Annotated in this window: 14 protein-coding genes; 2 read left to right on the forward strand and 12 right to left on the reverse strand. The window is 30.8% G+C overall.

What is annotated here, in order from left to right; translation table 11 throughout:
* Positions 1-138: 138 nt before the first annotated feature.
* The gene (locus BP18_RS12270; protein ID WP_051669224.1) at positions 139-558 is read left to right on the forward strand and encodes a hypothetical protein; all 420 of its coding nucleotides are present in this window, start codon (positions 139-141) and stop codon (positions 556-558) included.
* A 278-nt stretch (positions 559-836) separates the two neighbouring features.
* Complete coding sequence (locus tag BP18_RS01535) at positions 837-1,910, forward strand: hypothetical protein (RefSeq protein ID WP_035050174.1); 1,074 nt, start codon at positions 837-839, stop codon at positions 1,908-1,910.
* Between the two features lie 27 nt (positions 1,911-1,937).
* On the opposite strand, the gene istB is transcribed toward BP18_RS01535, so the two are convergent.
* From istB to BP18_RS12275, 12 genes are all read right to left on the reverse strand, one after another.
* Positions 1,938-2,660 (reverse strand): IS21-like element helper ATPase IstB, encoded by a 723-nt coding sequence (istB, locus tag BP18_RS01540; protein ID WP_029276856.1) that lies wholly within the window; start codon positions 2,658-2,660, stop codon positions 1,938-1,940.
* The gene (gene istA, locus BP18_RS01545) at positions 2,653-4,167 is read right to left on the reverse strand and encodes an IS21 family transposase (RefSeq protein WP_029276854.1); all 1,515 of its coding nucleotides are present in this window, start codon (positions 4,165-4,167) and stop codon (positions 2,653-2,655) included. The genes istB and istA overlap by 8 nt, the downstream gene beginning before the upstream one ends.
* Before the next feature lie 315 nt (positions 4,168-4,482).
* Complete coding sequence (gene galU / locus BP18_RS01550; RefSeq protein WP_029276852.1) at positions 4,483-5,367, reverse strand: UTP--glucose-1-phosphate uridylyltransferase GalU; 885 nt, start codon at positions 5,365-5,367, stop codon at positions 4,483-4,485.
* 36 nt (positions 5,368-5,403) lie between these two features.
* Positions 5,404-6,570 (reverse strand): nucleotide sugar dehydrogenase, encoded by a 1,167-nt coding sequence (locus BP18_RS01555; protein ID WP_029276850.1) that lies wholly within the window; start codon positions 6,568-6,570, stop codon positions 5,404-5,406.
* Between the two features lie 179 nt (positions 6,571-6,749).
* On the reverse strand, positions 6,750-7,715 hold the full coding sequence (locus tag BP18_RS01560; RefSeq protein ID WP_081835458.1) for an LCP family glycopolymer transferase: 966 nt from the start codon (positions 7,713-7,715) through the stop codon (positions 6,750-6,752).
* A 367-nt stretch (positions 7,716-8,082) separates the two neighbouring features.
* On the reverse strand, positions 8,083-9,204 hold the full coding sequence (neuC, locus tag BP18_RS01565; RefSeq protein WP_029276846.1) for a UDP-N-acetylglucosamine 2-epimerase: 1,122 nt from the start codon (positions 9,202-9,204) through the stop codon (positions 8,083-8,085).
* Between the two features lie 5 nt (positions 9,205-9,209).
* Positions 9,210-10,481 carry a cytidylyltransferase domain-containing protein gene (locus BP18_RS01570; protein ID WP_051669223.1) on the reverse strand — a complete coding sequence of 424 codons (1,272 nt, stop codon included), beginning with the start codon at positions 10,479-10,481 and terminating at the stop codon, positions 9,210-9,212.
* The gene (gene neuB / locus BP18_RS01575; protein ID WP_029276842.1) at positions 10,481-11,515 is read right to left on the reverse strand and encodes an N-acetylneuraminate synthase; all 1,035 of its coding nucleotides are present in this window, start codon (positions 11,513-11,515) and stop codon (positions 10,481-10,483) included. Before neuB ends, BP18_RS01570 begins: the two co-directional genes overlap by 1 nt.
* The gene (locus BP18_RS01580; RefSeq protein WP_197050074.1) at positions 11,505-12,137 is read right to left on the reverse strand and encodes an acetyltransferase; all 633 of its coding nucleotides are present in this window, start codon (positions 12,135-12,137) and stop codon (positions 11,505-11,507) included. Before BP18_RS01580 ends, neuB begins: the two co-directional genes overlap by 11 nt.
* Before the next feature lie 601 nt (positions 12,138-12,738).
* Positions 12,739-16,077: a GW dipeptide domain-containing protein gene (locus tag BP18_RS01585; protein WP_029276838.1), complete on the reverse strand. Its 3,339-nt coding sequence runs from the start codon at positions 16,075-16,077 to the stop codon at positions 12,739-12,741.
* Between the two features lie 520 nt (positions 16,078-16,597).
* Complete coding sequence (locus tag BP18_RS01590; protein ID WP_029276836.1) at positions 16,598-18,001, reverse strand: oligosaccharide flippase family protein; 1,404 nt, start codon at positions 17,999-18,001, stop codon at positions 16,598-16,600.
* Positions 18,002-18,036: 35 nt separating this feature from the next.
* Positions 18,037-19,107, reverse strand: a complete 1,071-nt coding sequence (locus tag BP18_RS12275) for a polysialyltransferase family glycosyltransferase (RefSeq protein ID WP_051669222.1) — start codon at positions 19,105-19,107, stop codon at positions 18,037-18,039.
* Positions 19,108-19,109: the final 2 nt, after the last annotated feature.

Raw genomic sequence — 19,109 nt, forward strand, 5'->3', positions numbered from 1 at the left:
CCTACTTAGTTTAGTAGTAATACGGTTATGGGCACGAATTAAATAGAGAAGTATTTATTATCTAAAAACGTTTTCTTACAATGATATAGTATGTTATTATAAGGAGATGTTTTAAATAAATATAAAGGTGTGTATAAAATGATAGATAGAGAAAAAACTTTTAAAGCAATACAGTTTGGAATTAATCCTCTTGGAGCTTTACTTTATAAAGGCTCTGAAGCACTAATAGATAAAGCAACAACAGTAGCGGAAAAAGGTTCAATTGAAGATTTAAAGAAAGAAGCTAAGAAACAAAATTATCTACATCAAATAAGGAGTAATGAAGCAAAATTAGCACAAGAATTAGCTATATCGCAAAGAATTTCTACTGCTGAAATAGTAGAGATTGAAGAATATTACGAAGGAGAAGGATCTGGTTCTCTAGGTGTGAAATTTGGTGGAGGAATTCCTGCAGCGGATACATCTGGGTCTGGTAGAAAAGTAACTAAGCGAATTTATAAATTTACTGGATTTAATGGAGAAGTTATAGAAAATCAAGAAAACTTTTTTGAAGATTAGAAGTCATAATTTAATACTCAAAAATTACATAATTTCATGTATTACTTTTTAATTTAGTTTCAATAATTGAGTAATGACTTCTGAGCTCTCTGTTAATAAAATAATTAGTACCATGAATATAGATAGGATACTTAGAACAAAAAACATACTTTATAGGGATAGAATTCGTTAAAACAATTTCGAATTAAGGAGATATACTAAATAAAAAAAATCTATGAAAAGAACTGAAAATTAGCTAACAATATCTTAAGGTTAATAGAATTAGGAGGATACTTATAATGGAAAGTACTACAGAAGGTACAGAACAAATTAATGTCATAAAAATGGATAGAGAAGAGTTACTAACTTTTTTTTATAATTATATAAAAACAGGTACATATATAGAAAGGCATAACACTTCTATCTCGCAAAAATTAGAAACAAATAGACAAGAACGTGCCTATAATTTAACAAGACTAAATAGAAATTATGATTCGTTTTATTCAGAAAATTTATTGTTTTACGAAACAAAGGCTAAAGAAAAATTATCAGACAAAAATTCCTTCAGAAATAAACCATTAACATTAAAAAATATTCCTATTTATATTAAAACCTTATTTTTTTTATTCATATTTCTACTATTGGGACTAAATAGTTCATCGATAGTAAATAGTGTATCAGCGGAGCTTGTTGCTATGATAATTGGTGGAATAATACTTGCCTTAATTTTTTCTTTTATTTTTCCTGCGTTATTTTTAATCTGGTTACCGCTATTGGGTTTATTTTCACTTCTATATCGAATACTTATTGCAGTGGTTAAAAACGTTATGACATTTACAATTAGAGTATATAATAAATATACACTTGTTAATGCACGTAAAAAAGATATTTTATCAGCTGAAAAGAAGGGAATCACAAAAGCGAATATCATGGAAGTATTTAAATACGAACAAATTAAAGATGAAATTAATTATAAATATGATGAATTAGAAAAAAAAATTAAAACATGGAACTTTGATGAAAAAAATAACACTAAAACTCAACACCAACAGTTAAGTATTAAAATACCTACAAATGCACTTCCTTCAAATATGGATGATCAAAAGCTGGATTATGTTATTTACATGTACAATCAATTATTGATAGGTGCTAATGATAACTGGAAAGAATCAATAAATGATTTAAAATTACAAATAAGACATGATCAAACTATTCATAATCAAAAACAACTTATCAATAGTATTAGCGAATCAAATAATAACTTAGTCAAAATGAATCAAGATATTTGTAATAAGATTAGTGGTTTAAGTTCAATGATAACTGCCGAAAACATTTGTTTTTGGCAAGTAGGAAATGTAAGAAACGGCAGTTAAAAATGTATGCCGACATTCTTTCTCTTTTTACTTGCTATTTAATATGGATTGCTTGTATCTGTGGCTTTCGCCGTTAAAAATGAGTAAATGAGAATGATGAATTAATCGATCGACAACTGCTTCAGTTAGAATCTGGTCGCCAAAAACATGATTCCATTGTCCAAATTGAAGATTTGTGGTGATAATAATGCTTCTTGTTTCATAACACATTGAAATAACCTGGAAAAGTAATTCTCCACCTTGCTTATGCAAAGGGATGTAACCCAATTCATCCAAAATAAGTAAATCCAATTTACTAAGTTGTTTCATTAATTTCCCTAAATTACCATTAGTATTTGCTTCTAAAAGTGCATTAACTAAAGAAGCTACTGTATAGAATTTTACCTTCTTTGCTTGTGTTCGGATAATAGTTAATCCAATCAAAGTAGATAAGAAGGTTTTTCCTGTTCCAACACCTCCATAAAAGATTAAGTTCGTTTTATGTTTTAAAAAATCTCCTTGGAGAAGAAAATCCTTCGTAATTCCAGATGGAAGTTGGATATCGTCCCATAGGAACGATTCTCCGCTCACCGTAGGTAAGGTAGATTGTTTTAATAATTGATTTAGTTTCTTTTCTTCTCGTTGAGTGACTTCTGCTTCAACTAACTTTAAAAGAAATTCTTGTTGTGATTGTGCCTCTATTTCCTGATAGTGCTGCGGAATCCAACTCAATTTCAATCGCTTCGCATAGTTTAGAATATCATCATGCATGGTCTTCATCCTCCATTGGCTTAAAGAGTTTATCGTATTGACCAAGTCCTCTAGTTATAGTAGGCATGGACGGAGTGTGTTGAGGTAAGTGGGCAATCACACGAACGCCACATCCGTTTACCAATTGATAAAAAATTTGTTTAATGGATTCTGCACTTGGATGACTATTTTCAGAAGCTTGCAGAAGAGCTTGAACGGCGATTTCCATATGATTATCCTTTAAGATAGTAGAAAGCAATTGTAGGCTGTCTTTCTTTTCTTCCACCGTACATTGAGAAAAATAAGACTGCCATGCATCTGGGAGTTGATCATAAAAGCTTGTGTACTTAAGAGCCGTAGGCCGTTTCGAAACGAGTGAGAGATAAGGTTGCCAATCCATAGATTTCTCTTTGTATCCATATAAGCGATGATGTTGAACAATTTCTTTATAGTCTAAGCTAAAAACAGTAATGTATTCATAAGAAATTTTCAACAGAACTTTCTCCAGAGCGAACCGTGGTGAACTAGAGTATAAATTTGTATCAAAATGAACATAGCCATATTTATCTGCTTTTACTTCTTCGTAACGAATGCAGTCAAACTCTTTTTCTGGCAATAAGAGAAAGGCTTCTTTATCTGCCGAATACAATTCGGAAATGGGTAGTTGTTTTTGATAGTGGATTCGTCCCCGGTCATTTTCAGCTAATAGCCAACAGTCTTGGTTCAAACTTTTTAAATTATGAGTATGCACTTCTGGAAGTAGAAAATTGTTCCGTACATACTTTACCATAGCTTCGACATGTCCTTTTTCGTTCCCTCTTGCAGGATTACAGAACTCTAGCTGAAATCCATAGTGCGCAGTGAAACGTTCGAATTCCTCCGTTAAATCTCGTTTACCATGAGGTCTGATTTTCTTTACAGCTGGCGAAAGGTTATCAAAGCGAATAGCTTTTGGAACACCACCCATATGGTGGAAAATACGCTTCATTCCTTCTAAAAAAGCTTCTTTGTTCTGAGCTTCCAAAACCTGAAACCAAAAGGCGTTACTATAAGGAAAAGAAAGAACTAAATAGGAAAGAGTTGTGTAGGTATTTTGATAATAAAAAGGAGCTTCGCCAAAATCGATTTGTGCCATACCAGGTTTGGCAGTTAAAGGAATGGCAGAAGACTGTACTGTATTCAGTAATTCCTTTTTCCTTTTAGATACATAATCACGAATGGTTCGATCTGATCCTGTAAATTCATGTTGCTCCAGGAGGAGCTGGTGGATTCGTTTAGCTGTTCTGCGGTACTTTTTCTTCTTTTTGAAGTCTTCTATTAGCCATTTATCAATCACTGGCTTCACTGAATCCATTACTCGAGCTGTGCGGGTTTGTTTATGTGGTTTATGTAGATTGAAATCTTCCATATCTGCATACTTTTTGATTGTTCTAGCGTCAATGCCCAACTTTCGTCCTACAGTTGCGTAAGTTTCATCTTTTAGGTTTACTTGTTCTCTGATATAATTAATTTCGGTCACTGTTAACATCTCCTATAAGTACCTCCCGTTGATTAGTCTATCCAACTAAGATGGTACGGTATTTATGAGAATGTTGGCAAGTGGCCTCTTTTTTTAATCTCAAGAGACCTACATAAATTAACTGCCGAAACTTACAATACTATAATGCCATAAACACGACATTAAACAGTATACCATACCAATTTTGTCCGTGAACTATAATTCCAAAAAAATTTTTTTAAAAAAAGAAGTTTTTATTTTAACACTCCTATTTAAGCATATCTACTACACTTTATAAAAAAACAAAAAAATGAAGAGCTTATTAAAGCTCTTCATTTATTATGTCTATTCTCTACCGTCTAATTCTCTACTCAATTGGATAATATACTCTTTTAAGTTATCTTTAATTTCTTTGTGTTCAAGACCATACTCAATGTTTGTCATCATATAACCAAACTTATCTCCAACATCATAACGTTTCCCTTTAAATTCAAGAGCTAATACCTGTTGCTTTTTATTTAAGGTTTCAATCGCATCAGTTAATTGAATTTCATTGCCCGCTCCCGGTTCCTGTTTTTCAAGAATATCAAAAATTTCAGGAGTTAGCAGATAGCGACCTATAATTGCAAGATCACTTGGAGCTTCTTCAGGTTTTGGTTTTTCAACAAAGTGATTAACTTTGTAAAGGTCCTTAGAGACTTCTCCATCAATGTCAACAATTCCATACTTAGATGTATCTTTATGAGGAACACGCATGGTAGCTAAGACTGAAGATCCCGTTTCATCGTAGTGATTCATCAATTGTTTGGTTAAAGGGACATCATCAACCATCAAGTCATCACCAAGCAATACGATAAAAGGTTCATTGCCTACAAAACTCTTACCGTGTAAAACAGCATCTCCCAAACCTTTAGGATATGACTGACGTACAAAATGTAATTTGATTTTAGTAGTACTTTCCACTAATTTTAACAACTCATATTTTTCTTTCATTTGAAGATTTTGTTCTAACTCAAAATTAGAATCAAAATGATCTTCAATTGAACGTTTGCTTCTTCCAGTTACAATTAAAATTTCTTCAATACCTGATTCAATTGCTTCTTCAATTATAAATTGAATTGTTGGTTTATCAACGATTGGCAACATTTCTTTAGCTGTCGCTTTCGTTGCTGGCAAGAAACGTGTTCCTAATCCAGCAGCTGGAATGACTGCTTTTCTTACTTTTGACATATCCTTTACCTCCAATAGAGTGATTTTAATTCGTTATTAATCTGTATGGAACAAATCTCTTGTATACACTTTTTCTTGAACGTCTTTTAATTCTTCTCCTAAACGATTTGAAACGATCACATCAGAGATTTGTTTAAATTCTTCAAAATCACGAAGCACTTTTGAATTATAAAAAGTATCCTCTTTTAATACTGGTTCATAAACCACTACTTCAATTCCTTTTGCTTTGATGCGTTTCATTATTCCCTGGATAGATGATGCTCTAAAATTATCCGAATCCGTTTTCATCGTCAACCGATAAATTCCAACTACTTTTGGATCACGTTTCATGATCATATTTGCAACATGATCTTTGCGCGTACGGTTTGCGTCCACAATCGCGCCAATAATATTATTCGGGACATCTTCATAGTTAGCAAGCAGCTGTTTGGTGTCCTTTGGCAAGCAATAGCCACCATAACCAAATGAAGGATTGTTATAATGATTTCCAATTCTTGGATCCAATCCTACACCTTCAACGATTGATTTTGTATCCAACCCTCTGACTTCTGCATAGGTATCTAATTCGTTAAAATAAGACACACGCAATGCTAAGTAAGTATTTGAAAATAATTTAACTGCTTCTGCTTCAGTTGAATTCATAAACAAAACAGCAATATCTTCTTTAATGGCGGCTTCTACTAATAAACCTGCAAAAATCTCAGCTGTTGCTGATTTTTCTCCAACAATGATGCGCGATGGATATAAATTATCGTAAAGTGCTTTTCCTTCACGTAAGAATTCTGGAGCAAAGATAATATTATCCACACCATACTTTTCATTTGTTTCTTTCGTATAACCAACTGGTACAGTTGACTTAATAATCATTGTAGCTTTTGGATTGTATTTCAACACATCTTCAATAACGCCTTCTACTGTCGATGTATCAAAATAGTTTCTTTTGTCATCATAGCTTGTCGGTGTTGCAATAATAACGTACTGAGCATCTTGATACGCAGTCGTTTTATCTGTTGTAGCTGTTAAATCTAACTCTTTTATTGCTAAGTATTCTTCAATCTCTTTATCTACAATAGGAGACTTTTTATTATTAATTAATTCTACCTTTTCTTCGATAATTTCTAATGCAGTGACTTCATTGTGTTGAGCTAAAAGAACGGCGTTGGATAATCCAACATAACCGGTTCCGACTACAGTAATTTTCAAAATGGATTTGCTCCTTTATTTTTTTATATTAAACAAAAACGTAAAATCAAACTAACAAATTAATAATAGCAGATTAATGATACAAAAACAATCAGTCCGCTATACTGATACTTCAGTGTATTAAATGACTTAGGTTAAAAGAAAAAAGACACTATGAAAAATTCACAATGTCTTTCTAATTAATTTAATTCCAATTGTTCTTTCAGTAACCCAGATACTCTACTCATTTCTTGATCTGATACAATACCATAATAAATTCCATCAATCGTTGTTCCTTCAGCTTCTAATTGAACTTGCTCAATGTTTCCTGCTGCTGAACGATAATTATTAAAGATTTTTACCATATCATTAAATTCAAGGTTTGTTTGCATGTTATTTTCTAATGATCCTAAGATGTCTTGATAATTTGAAATCGTTGATAGTGAAGCTACTTTTTCTAATGTTGCTTGGATCACTTGTCGTTGTCGTTCTTGACGACCATAATCTCCATTTGGATCATCATAGCGCATTCTAGAATAAGCAAGTGCAGTTTTACCGTCTAGTGAAGTAGATTCACCTTCTGTAAAGTTATATCCTTCATAAGTAAACGTTAAAGGGCTGGTAACTTGAACTCCACCAACAGCATCAACAATATCTTGTAATCCTTTCATGTTCACTTCAACATAATAATCAATTGGAATATCCAACATACTTTGTACCGTATTTACTGACATAGCTGTTCCACCAAATGCATAAGCATGATTAATTTTATCAGTTGTTCCGTGACCTATGATTTCAGTACGAGTATCACGAGGAATACTAACCATTGTTGCTTTGTTTGTAGTTGGATTTACTGTCATGACAATCATTGTATCTGAACGACCTTGTTCCTTTCTACCTAAATCTCCTGTATCCACACCTAATAATAAAATGGAGAATGGATCTTTCTTACTAATATCAACCGAACTTTCACGAACTTCTTCTGTTTCAACATCTTTATGAATTTTTTCAGTTGTTCCAGCTACGTCGCTGTAGATTTTCCAAACAAATAAACCTAGTGCAATAAATAGTATTAATATAATAATCAGAAAAATTTTTAAACCTTTTCCTTTTTTCTTCTTTTTCTTTCTTGGATTTTCTCGCATTTCAGATCTTGATTGTGACATTCTTTCACCCTTTTCTTACTAATTTAGTTTACTTGAATTAATTTAAAAGCCTAATTCAAAAGCTTTTTTTTATGTACTCAAACTGAATCTATTCTACCATAATTATATAACACTAGAAACGAAAAAAATTTAAATAATGCAATCATACTAAAATTATTAGAAGTAGTTTGATGTTGAGTAACTACTAAGAACCATTTTAACTCCCTTATATTCTAGTAAATAAAAAGCGAGAATATTCCTATTCTCACTTTACAAACGTATTTCTATTTTATATTTTTATTAAAATTAACTTTTTTTATAATGACCATTCTTTAAATTTTTCTACTATGATAAGCATAAATTCACCAGTTTATTAAGGTTTCTAAAATTAATTAAGATCATAAAAATCTTTTTGTTCAGAAATTTTTTCCCTTAATAATTTTTTTGTCAAACATACATAATTATTTAACGTGTCTTCTTTATAATAAGGATTTTCAATCTTAATATTAAGGTTTAGAGCTTTTTGTATACCTTTTATGATTTCAATGCGATCACACTTAACATCAATTGTAGAAGTTGCTTTTACCCTACCTTTCTGCCTGTCACCAATATTAACAGAATTTGTCCCTATTGTTGGAGATTCTATTATTCCAGAAGATGAGTTTCCTATATAAACACTAGCCTTAGCGACTATATTTTGATATTCTTTATTTTCAACATTAACAAGATAAGTACAATTATTACTCTTACAATATTCATATACTCTATCTGTGATCTGATCTGATTTTGTGTCAGCATTACTACCAATAAATACTATATGATAATCATTTTTAAAGTAATCTACCGCTGATATAACCTCTTCTATTTGCTCTGCAGGTTCAGCACTTGTCAATGTTTCAGGATGATACAGTACTAATAAATACGGTTTCGGAAAATCCAACTTATAATTTTCTTCAACATTAATTAAAGCATTCTCAGCTCCTAGAGCTCCAACATAAAATACTCGATCAGGACATTCACCTAGTTGAATAACTCGATTGCGATATTCTTCAGTTGCTGTAAAATGATATAAACTCATTTTTGTTATTGAATGCCTAATGAACTCATCATAATTGCCTAAGGTCTTTTCTCCACCATGAATATGCAAAATGGGTTGATTATTCATGGCAGCAGCAATTGCGACCGAAAGCATTTCATATCTATCTCCTAGAATTATTAATAAATCGTATTTATTATTTTCAAAAAAAGATCCAAATTCATATAAACACTTTGCCATACTTTTAGTTATGTTCGAATTGCTTTCAACATTAATTGACAGGGGTACTTCTTTAGCAATATTAAATCCATCTGCTTTGATTTCATCAACTGTGTATCCATATTTTTTATCAAGATGCGCACCTGTTACTAGTATCTCTACTTGAATATCCTCTTCATTATTCAAAGAATGCAAGTATCGTTTAACAATTCCATACTCAGCTCTTGAGCCTGTTGCATAAGCTACTTTGTACATACTTTCTACTCCTCTTTTTGAAATAATTCAAAAAATTCTTTTTCCATTAACTTATACCCTAGGTCTGTAAGATGGGTTCCATCATTAGAATATTCATAATGTACTTTTCCAAAATGATTTTCAAAAGCTTTCCATGAAAAAGTTTTTATATTATATTTTTCAGCTAATAAATCTATCATCTTATTAAATTCGTCAATTTTATCGTTACTAACATAAATATTTCCATTATTATGCATTACTTTAGCTAAAACAATATTTGATTTCTGACTAGAATTTATAAAATATGAAACGATTTTATTCAAATAATACTTTGAATCGTCTATAGTCATCCCTTTTTTTATGTCATTCACACCTAGCATCACAAATATTTTTGTGTGTGTAAAAGAAATAAGCTCTTTTTTAATTACTTCAAAATACATATCCTTACTTGTGGATCCATTTATACCCCAATTTGAAACAGAGAGTTCCCTAAAAGTAATATCACGATAATCATTAAGCACAGAATGTCCAAAAAATAAAACATCAGAATCTCTATCATTATTTTTAGCTTTTTCACTAATCTGATATAGTATTTTTTTAGGTTCTTCTCTTTTTATATTATCTTCATCAAGGATACCAATTACATGTTTAAAATCTAAGACTGTATCTACGTCAATAGACTCTTTTGCAGCCATTACATAAGGTATAGATTTAGGTCCGAAAAAATCTCCTTTTTCAATATAAGACAATGTCTTGCCAAAAAATATTGCGCCATTTGGATAATATTCTTGATATTCTTGTCTTTTATAATTTTTATAGTTTGAATCGAAGTGAGCTAATGTACCATCTTCAATAGTATGAATTAAATTACGACTTTTTGAACTTTCGGTCACTGAGACAACGAAATCTATAGACGTCTGACTCTCAACAAATAACTTATAAGCTTCCTGTATATGTTGTGAATTCCTTAATGGAGAAGTTGGCTGTAACAAAGCAAATGTATTAACCTGAATATCGTTTGAATTCAAAAAATTTAAAGCATGTTCTATTACCATATATGTTGTTGCGTTATCATCTGAAAGAGCATAATCCCTTATTATAGTTTTAGCTCCATACTTCTGTGAAAGCTCAGCATACTCCAAAGAATCTGTGCTTACATAAACAGAATCAAAACATCCAGAGTCAATAGCAGCCTGAATTGTATAAGCAATCATAGGTTTTCCCATTAAGTTTATAATATTCTTATCTTTTAACCCTTTAGAACCAGATCTAGCAGGTATTATCGCGATGTTTTTCACTATTGTTCCTCCCAGTCAAATCCTTCTGCTTCAATTAACTGATCTTTTTCAAAATTTTTATTAGCAACTTTCCCTAAGATATTAAACCAGTTCATTGGACTAATACCATTACCTGGACGTTTACATGTTAGGTTTTCTTCTGTAAAAATTTCTCCCTTTTTTATATCTTCTGCAGCCAATATTGATTTTCTAGCAACAATAATATTCTTTCTTTCAGAATCTGTGACAACTTTTCTTTCAGTCCCATACATTACTTCTGAGCGACGTATATTATCAACTAATTCTTTTAATTCATCTGGAGTAGCAGATGCTTTGTGATCTGGTCCAGGTAGAGTTTTATCTAGTGTAAAGTGTTTCTCAACTAATTTTCCACCAAATGCTACAGACATTACTGCGGCTGTAGAACCCACTGAATGATCCGAGTACCCAATCTTATAAGCTGGAAATTCTTTTGCTAACTCTATCATAGCACTAACATTTACATCTGTATCTTGAGTTGGGTATTCCGTATTGCAGTGCAATATAGTAATATCATTTTCTTCTGGTTTTAAAATTTTAACAGTCTCATGAATTTCAGCGATAGTTGCCATTCCTGTAGATAAAATTATTTTTTTTCCATCAATTTTGATGTCAGCAATGTATTGAAGATAAGGTAAATTAGTTAATTCTCCTGATGGAATTTTCCAAATAACTTGATTTTGTTTTTCTAAAGATAAGACTGAGTCCATATCAAATGCAGTTGAAAAAACAATTAATCCTAACGATTCAGCATATTTTTTAAGCTTAATGTATTCTTCAATCGGCAACTCTAATTTTTTGGTCATTTCCAATTGAGAGGTTTCCGATCCTGTCGTAATTTTTTGGTATTCTGCTTTAGGAGCAAATTTTGAAATCAATTTACTTGCATTAAACGTTTGGAACTTTACAGCATCAACCCCAGCTTCCTTAGCCTTTTCTATTAATGTTTTTGCTAATTGAAAATCTCCATTATGATTACATCCAATTTCAGCAATTATAAAAATTTTATAGTCCACTAATATCTCTCCTTTTTAATAATTTTGCCGGTACTCCGACTACTACTACGTTATCTTCAACGGATTTTACTACTACTGAACCAGAACCTATCAGCGAATTAAACCCAATACTTATTTGCCCATTTACTACAGAACTACTTCCAATAAAAGCCATATCCTTTACTTGAACATCCCCGTTAAGAACAGTATTAGTAGAAATATTTACGTGGTCCCCAATTCTTGACCCGTGTTCTATTAGTGATTTAGTATTAATAATACAATTATTCCCTGTAGTTACCATGCTATTTACAATAGCCATCTTACCTATAAAACAGCCTTCTCCTATTTGAGCTTGATTAGAAACAATAGCAGTTTTATCTACGATATTAATTAGCACACACTCTCTTTTTTTTAATTCTATATACCATTTCATTCTATGATAATTATCACCAATAGCAATAAAAAAAACATTGTCTTTATAATCATCAATTGCTTCAATTGTATCAGAAACTATAGGATAACCTATATGGGTTCCTGTTTTAAATTCATCAATAAACCCTTTTATATGATATTGATACAAATTTAATGAATCTATCACTGATTTAGCATAACCGCCCGCACCAATAATATATAAATTTTTCAAAATTCTCACCTCTACTATAATTAACAACATTAAAAATCATCTCAAATTACTTTAGTTATAAAAATCTACCTTATTATTTAGAAATAATGTAATAGACTATGGAAAATAAGAAAAGTTACTCACTAAAACATTTTTTGAATACAAAAAATAATCAAAAAAACAATATATCTATTCATTATATCCTAAAGAATAAAAAAAATAAAGTCTTGGTGTGCCTGCTTAATCTAGACGCTATATTAAGCAGATTAAATGCACACATCTTTATTACTACTATTTTGATATTATAAGATTTTTTATTCTACTTTAGTAAAACATTTTAATAATCTCATTCTAACAACTTTATAGTAACAGATTACTGAAACAAAAACAATTTGCCTCCTAACTATTAAAAAAAAACAAAGAATATTTTATAACAAAAAGACACTATGAAAAGCACATAGTGTCCACTTGATCGATTTGATTCTAATTTTTTTAGTTCTAAAAGCAATTTATAAAACCATTAGAACTATAACAAATATATTTCGCTTTGTATTATCTCACAAATAATTTTTTTATGTGTAAATTTAAGGAGTAAACGTTTCATCACTAAACTTCCAATAAATCAGTGTATTCCGGCTGCCGACACCCAACCAATCACTTTTTTATTGACTGAGAATTGGACCCATTTTGTGCCATTCTTTAATTTTGCTTCGTTTATTATATTTAATAGTTGTCCTGCATAATCATTTAAACCTGCTACTCGCTTATTATCACCTTTATAATGGCTCCATACCCCGTAATTGTGCGCATCTGCCGTTGGCATTCCTGTATAACTTACGGGTATTATATTTTTATCAATTCCGGCTGTAGACACCCAGCCAATTACTATGTCATTTGCTGAAAATTTAACCCATTTTTTCCCATCTGTTGTTTTCGCTTCATTAACTATTTTTAGCTGTTGTCCTGCATAATCATTTAAACCTGCTACTCGCTTGTTATCACCTTTATAATGGCTCCATACCCCATAATTGTACGCATCTGCCATTGGCATTCCTGTATAACTTACGGGTATTACATTTGTATCAATTCCTGATGCAGATACCCAACCAATTACTATGTCATTTGCTGAAAATTGAATCCATTTTGTACCGTTTGTTGCTTTTGTTTCTTTTATTACTTTTAATTGTTGATCAGTATAACTACTTAGTCCTGCTACTCGTTTATTGTCGCCTTTATAATGGCTCCATACTCCATAATTATAGGCATCCGGCACTGACATTCCTGTGTAACTTACAGGTACCACGTTTGAATCAATCCCAGCTGCAGATACCCAGCCGATTACTTTGTTATTAGCTGAAAACTGAATCCATTTAATTCCTGACACTGTAGCCTCTCTAACAACTTTTAGTTGACTATCAGAATAATCGTTCAAGCCAACTACTCTTTTATTATTTCCTTTGTAATCGCTCCATACTCCATAATTATAGGCATCTAGTACAGTCATAGCTGTATAATTAACGGGTTTAACCCCAAATTCAATCGCTTGTTTCGCTACCCATCCTATTACTTTTCCATTAATAGATAGCTGTACTTTTTCAATTCCATCTAAATCAACTACAGATTTTGTAATTTGAGTTTCTTTATTAGAGTAAGTAGCTAATCCCGTAACCTTCGAACCACCATTGTATCGACTCCAAATTCCATAATCATAGGCATTAGAGACCGGCATACCATATAAATTAGTAGCTTTGGGAACTTGATTAGGATTAAGACCGATAGCTATTCCGGCTTTTGAAACCCACCCTACTACCTTATCGTTATAAGTAAATTGGACCCATATTGTGCCATTAACATTTTTTTCACCAATCACTTCTATTGACTTACCGAAATAAGCAGATAAGCCCGTTACTCTTTTTCCGTTAGTAGGACTACTCCAAACTCCATAATTATATGCTTCTTCATTAGGTGTCGCTTTAGTAGAGGTCACTCTGATACTTTTTGTGCTTATCCAGCCTATTTCTTTTCCATTATAGGTAATAAGAGCATATAAACCATCACTAGTTTCTTTAAATACTTGAATTTCTTTTCCATAATAAGATTTAGTATTGCCAATTGTTTTAAAACCTGGTTTTCCTAAAGGCTCTGAATAAATAGATTCATCTTTATTTAATAATTTGCCTTTGTAAGCTACATTTTTTGTAACCAATGGTGAATAAGGTTTTGTTTTATCGTATTGTGTTAAATTAAAGTTTTCTATAATTGAATTCAACTTTTTATTATAGGATGAATCTGTTGCATAACGACCCGTTAACCAACTTGTTGCGTCTGTATGGTTTTTTGTCTTTTCAACCCACGCACCATTGTAACGATTAGAATCCCAGAATACACCGTTTCTCAATTTATTTGCATTGTCTAACAATGACTCAAGGAAAGTAGGGTATAATCTGAAATAATCATCGATTACAACTTTTTTTCCATTTATTTCTTCCCACGTTTCCATAATAACGGAGTATCCATTGTAACTGCCTTTAACTCCAAACAGGTTATTTCCAGAAAGAGCTAAATGACTTTTCCCATATCCACTTTCCAGAACGCTTTGAGCAATCATTACGGATGCGTATAAATCTTTTCCGTTTCCATTATAAGCAGCTTTTTTAGCATATCCAGCAATATAGGCTACGAATTCTGCTGAAGTAGAAAACTGTTTATTTTCTTTATTATATGAACCTAAAATGTTTTTCCCATTAATACTTATGATCGTACCTTGTTTAATTACATTAGGATTTGCTATAGCATTCCATTCTATCAGTTGTTGAACTGAGACATTGTATTTTCTTGCTACAGAACTCAATGTATCGTTACCTTTTATATAGTAATAGGTAGTACCATTTTGGACTGTTGCTTTAAATGACATAATTGCTTGACCTGGTGCTTGACTAACCGTTTCTTTAGTTACTTCTTCTTTTTTTGGAACAATAAGTTCGGGTAATTGTTCTTTTTTGCTTTCCTCAACTACGGGATTTTCTCTTGCCTTTATTGCTACAGTAAAAAGTTCGCTTTCATGACCCGCTTCATTTTTTATTTTCACTGAAATGGCCTTGTTTTTTGATAAATCAGAAATTTTAAACTCAAACATTCCACTGTTATTTACTTTCTCAATAATTTCACTGCCATTTTCTAATTGGACAGTTAAATCAACATTAGGTATTGTTTTACCTTTGATAACTGTGCTATCTATGTATAACGGTTCTATTTGAGGTTGTTCTAAAATAACTTCTTCTATGATAGCGGGTATTTCTTCTGTTTCTTCAGTTAAATCTTTTGAAATATCCGCTTCTACAAATACTTCTAAAGATTGATTTTCTATAGCATTAATGATTAATTTAGATCCAATTTGTTGGGTTGGAATAGAGATATTAAATTTCCCATCTGTAGTGGCTAATCCTTGAATCACGTCTCCGCTTTCTAGGACTACACTAACTTCTGTATTTGGATCTGTTTTTCCTGTGATATTAGTTGTTGTCACTTCACCTATTGTAAAACGATTTAAAAGACCTTTTTCTTGGTATTCTACTTCTGTTGGAATATCTGAAGTTACAACGATATCTTTTTTGCTTACTATTTCATTTGCATCATCTAGAAGGGTTACTATTAATTTTGCTCCTTCTTCTTGTAACGGAATATTTAAAGAGAATTCACCCATATCATTAGTAATGGCACTGATTTCATCTTCAGTTTCACTCTTCACTACTATTTTTTGATTTGGAGCCGTAATTCCAGTCAAAGTTTGGGCATCCTTATAAACAGGATTTATGTCAAATAATTTTTCACTACTATAAACAGTCACATTGTTATTTGAATCCTCATTATTTTCTAAAGCATATGTATTAGATGGATCAATGGATAAAGTTGTGAATAAAGCTAATGCACTAAACAAGGTTACAAATTCAAATTTTTTCATTCTTTTTTTACTCCCCTTTTCTTTTCTACATTCAACTATACCAAAAAAAAAGAGAGAAAACTAAAAACAAATTTTAGTTTTCTCTTTTTTAAAGGAATATCTTTTTTCTGTTAACTAATTGTTCACAAATAGAAGCTATTCTGCAGAAAATATCCTTGTTTTAGGTATATGGTTATAATTATATTTTACATCTATCTCTTCTTTATGACAGTTTCAACTAAAAATATTCCATATATTTAAAGTCTTTTTTAGAACCAATATATAAAACCATTTAATCTCTCATTTGTATAACTCCATATGATGTAATACTTCACTTTTTAATTTTGCTTTACTATTTCTTGTAACTTTCATACGTTTGTATATTGAAAGAATCTTCAATTCTTTATGACAATTTTCAAGAAAATCTCCTATCACTAAGATTATTTCTGGAAAGAATCACATCAATAATCGAAGTTTTCTTTCCTATCATGAACCAAATCGGACTACAATAATGTCCATATGTTTTTTTCAGTTCTTTATGTTACTTTTTAAAGTTGATTTTTCTTAAACTAAAGTATAAAACAATACTTAATATAGCAACAATTGCGTAACGAATAAGTAAATAATCAGCTAAAAAAAATAAAACAAATGACATTGCTACTACGATCGTTGAAACTAATGTAATCACTTTTGTATCAAAGAGTTGTTTTCCAATAAACCTTTTTGCTAGGTTATAGTGGAAAATAAACAATAAGAAATAAGTGAAAACAGTAGTGTATGCTGCTGCAATATAACCATATTTAGGTATAAATATAATATTAAGGACAACATTCACCAAAGCACTCATAACTGTCCCAATTGCAATGTAACTTGTTTTCTTTTCATAAAATTCTGCATTAACTGGAAAACTATATAAGAATTGGAAATAATAAGCTAATAGGATAGGAATAATCAAAGGAATTCCTTCTATATATTCGCTAGGAGCCATTATTTTTGCAATATCAATCAAGACTAACATACTGATTAATGTTAATGCTCCAAATAAAATAGTATAGTAATTTGCAGTTTTTTTAATAACTTTTTCCTCACCGATAGCCATTTTGCCATAAAACCATGGTACCCATGCATTATTTGTTGATAACCACACCACATTTAAGACTACTCCTAAGTTATAAATATAAGAATAGATACCAGCATCGAATGGTCCTGAATACGTATTGATCATAACACGATCAAACTGACTCAGGAGCACGTTTGCTAATGCGTGGGGGATTAATGGTATACAGATTTTTAAAGCAAATGCCCAATATTCCTTTTTAAATAATTTTTTCCCTCTAATCATAATTGCAATATAAATAATTGCACTTATAAACGCTAATGCTACTGTTCCACCGACAATTCTCCCTAGATATTGATTATTTTTATAGAGAGTAAACATAAAAATAAGTGATACTACTATATTTAAGAGTGTACTACTTATTGAAAGTGCTAAAAACTTAAAGTAAGAAACATTAATTGTAAAATAGGCAGATAAGTAGGAAATCAAAAAATTTCCATAACTATACAAAACCATTATATTGAATATCATTTGTGAAAGGTCAAAATAACTATCGTTAAAATAATAAAAGCTATTTCCTAATAGTAAAAAAATTACTAGGCTGATTGTTGAAAGAAATAAAACGGATGACATAAACCCTTTTATATCATCTTTAAATTCAAAATTCGCATTATTTATAGCTCCATTCAAACTTAGTCCAATAAATAATGTAACTATTGATGCAATAGCCGTAAAATTATTTACCAAACCATACTCTTCAACTGTCATAATGTTAGTAAAAATAGGAATTGTTAGAAATGAAATACCCTTCACAAAAAAATTCCCAATTGTATACCAAAAACTAGATTTCAATAATGAACTAGTCTTTAATTTGTCTATATATTTCAAAATTATTTACTCCTAACTTTTTGGTTCCTAAAGAATTAATCATTTCTGATTAACTCTTTCAGCTCATCTATTGACTCTGGTAAGTAGCTCTCACCTATGTCTAATTGACTAAATTTTCCAGAGAAAAAGATAATATTATTAAGCATAGTTACTGTTCTAACATCCTCAAAAACACTTGGTTGCTGATTTTGAATTACTTTTGGCAATAACACTACAGGAGCGTGTGTTCCCATCATTAATTTAGGACTAAACGCAGCTGTTGAAACTGATGAAATAATTGTAGTTTTACTAAAATCAAAATTTAAAAAGTAAAGTTCCCACGGCAATGACGTTTCAATAATTTGAAAATCTTTATACTTATTTTTGCTAGATCTTGGATGTAACTTAATCCAAAGATCCTTCTTGGGAACTAATTTGCATATCTCATTAAAAATCATTTTCTCATTAATTTTAAATTGATCAGACTCTAAAGGTTGATCTAAATACAATACTTTCCCTGGAAAAATATCTTTATTAGTCTGTAACTGAAATACCTTTTTTATAATTGATGTGGCTTGATTATCATCTGTTAATTTTTTTAAAGAATGATAATGTGCATTTTCCTTAACTTCGACTAAACCAGGTTCATAAACAAAACAATTTGATAGCTTACTTTTAAAAATTGAATAAGGATTAAAAAAATTAATTACTTTATTTTTTTTATTTGTGATATCTAATATTTTCGAACCTACGTAGGCTCCTAAACCATCTTCGATATAATTCACTATTAAATTAGAATTTTTTTTCTTTGATTGTCCATAAATGATCTTTGAAAAGTAATTTTCACCTTGTATAAATAATTGTTCATATTGTCCTTTATAATCAATAAATTGATTTTTATTGATTATAAGATTCATTATTTTTGTATATTTATTTCCAATTTTTTCTGGTTCAATAAAAAATACATTCGTAAATGTTTTTTGTTCTTTTATCGATTCACACAGCTGTCTAGCATTAGAAAATTCTCCATAAATGTACAAATCACTTTCTTCTTCAGAAAAATAGTTGGTCTTTGTATTGATAATATTTATTATATGCAGTGGAGTCCATGCTATAAAAGCAATCATAT

The sequence above is a fragment of the Carnobacterium jeotgali MS3 genome (assembly GCF_000745125.1).
GTDB lineage: Bacteria > Bacillota > Bacilli > Lactobacillales > Carnobacteriaceae > Carnobacterium_B > Carnobacterium_B jeotgali.

Excerpts from the sequence above, each read along its gene's own strand:
- BP18_RS01585 (WP_029276838.1), bottom strand. The coding sequence starts at position 16,077 with ATGAAAAAATTTGAATTTGTAACCTTGTTTAGTGCATTAGCTTTATTC.
- istA (WP_029276854.1), bottom strand. The coding sequence starts at position 4,167 with ATGTTAACAGTGACCGAAATTAATTATATCAGAGAACAAGTAAACCTA.
- galU (WP_029276852.1), bottom strand. The coding sequence starts at position 5,367 with ATGTCAAAAGTAAGAAAAGCAGTCATTCCAGCTGCTGGATTAGGAACA.
- BP18_RS12270 (WP_051669224.1), top strand. The coding sequence starts at position 139 with ATGATAGATAGAGAAAAAACTTTTAAAGCAATACAGTTTGGAATTAAT.
- istB (WP_029276856.1), bottom strand. The coding sequence starts at position 2,660 with ATGCATGATGATATTCTAAACTATGCGAAGCGATTGAAATTGAGTTGG.
- BP18_RS01560 (WP_081835458.1), bottom strand. The coding sequence starts at position 7,715 with ATGTCACAATCAAGATCTGAAATGCGAGAAAATCCAAGAAAGAAAAAG.
- BP18_RS01535 (WP_035050174.1), top strand. The coding sequence starts at position 837 with ATGGAAAGTACTACAGAAGGTACAGAACAAATTAATGTCATAAAAATG.
- BP18_RS12275 (WP_051669222.1), bottom strand. The coding sequence starts at position 19,107 with ATGATTGCTTTTATAGCATGGACTCCACTGCATATAATAAATATTATC.
- neuC (WP_029276846.1), bottom strand. The coding sequence starts at position 9,204 with ATGTACAAAGTAGCTTATGCAACAGGCTCAAGAGCTGAGTATGGAATT.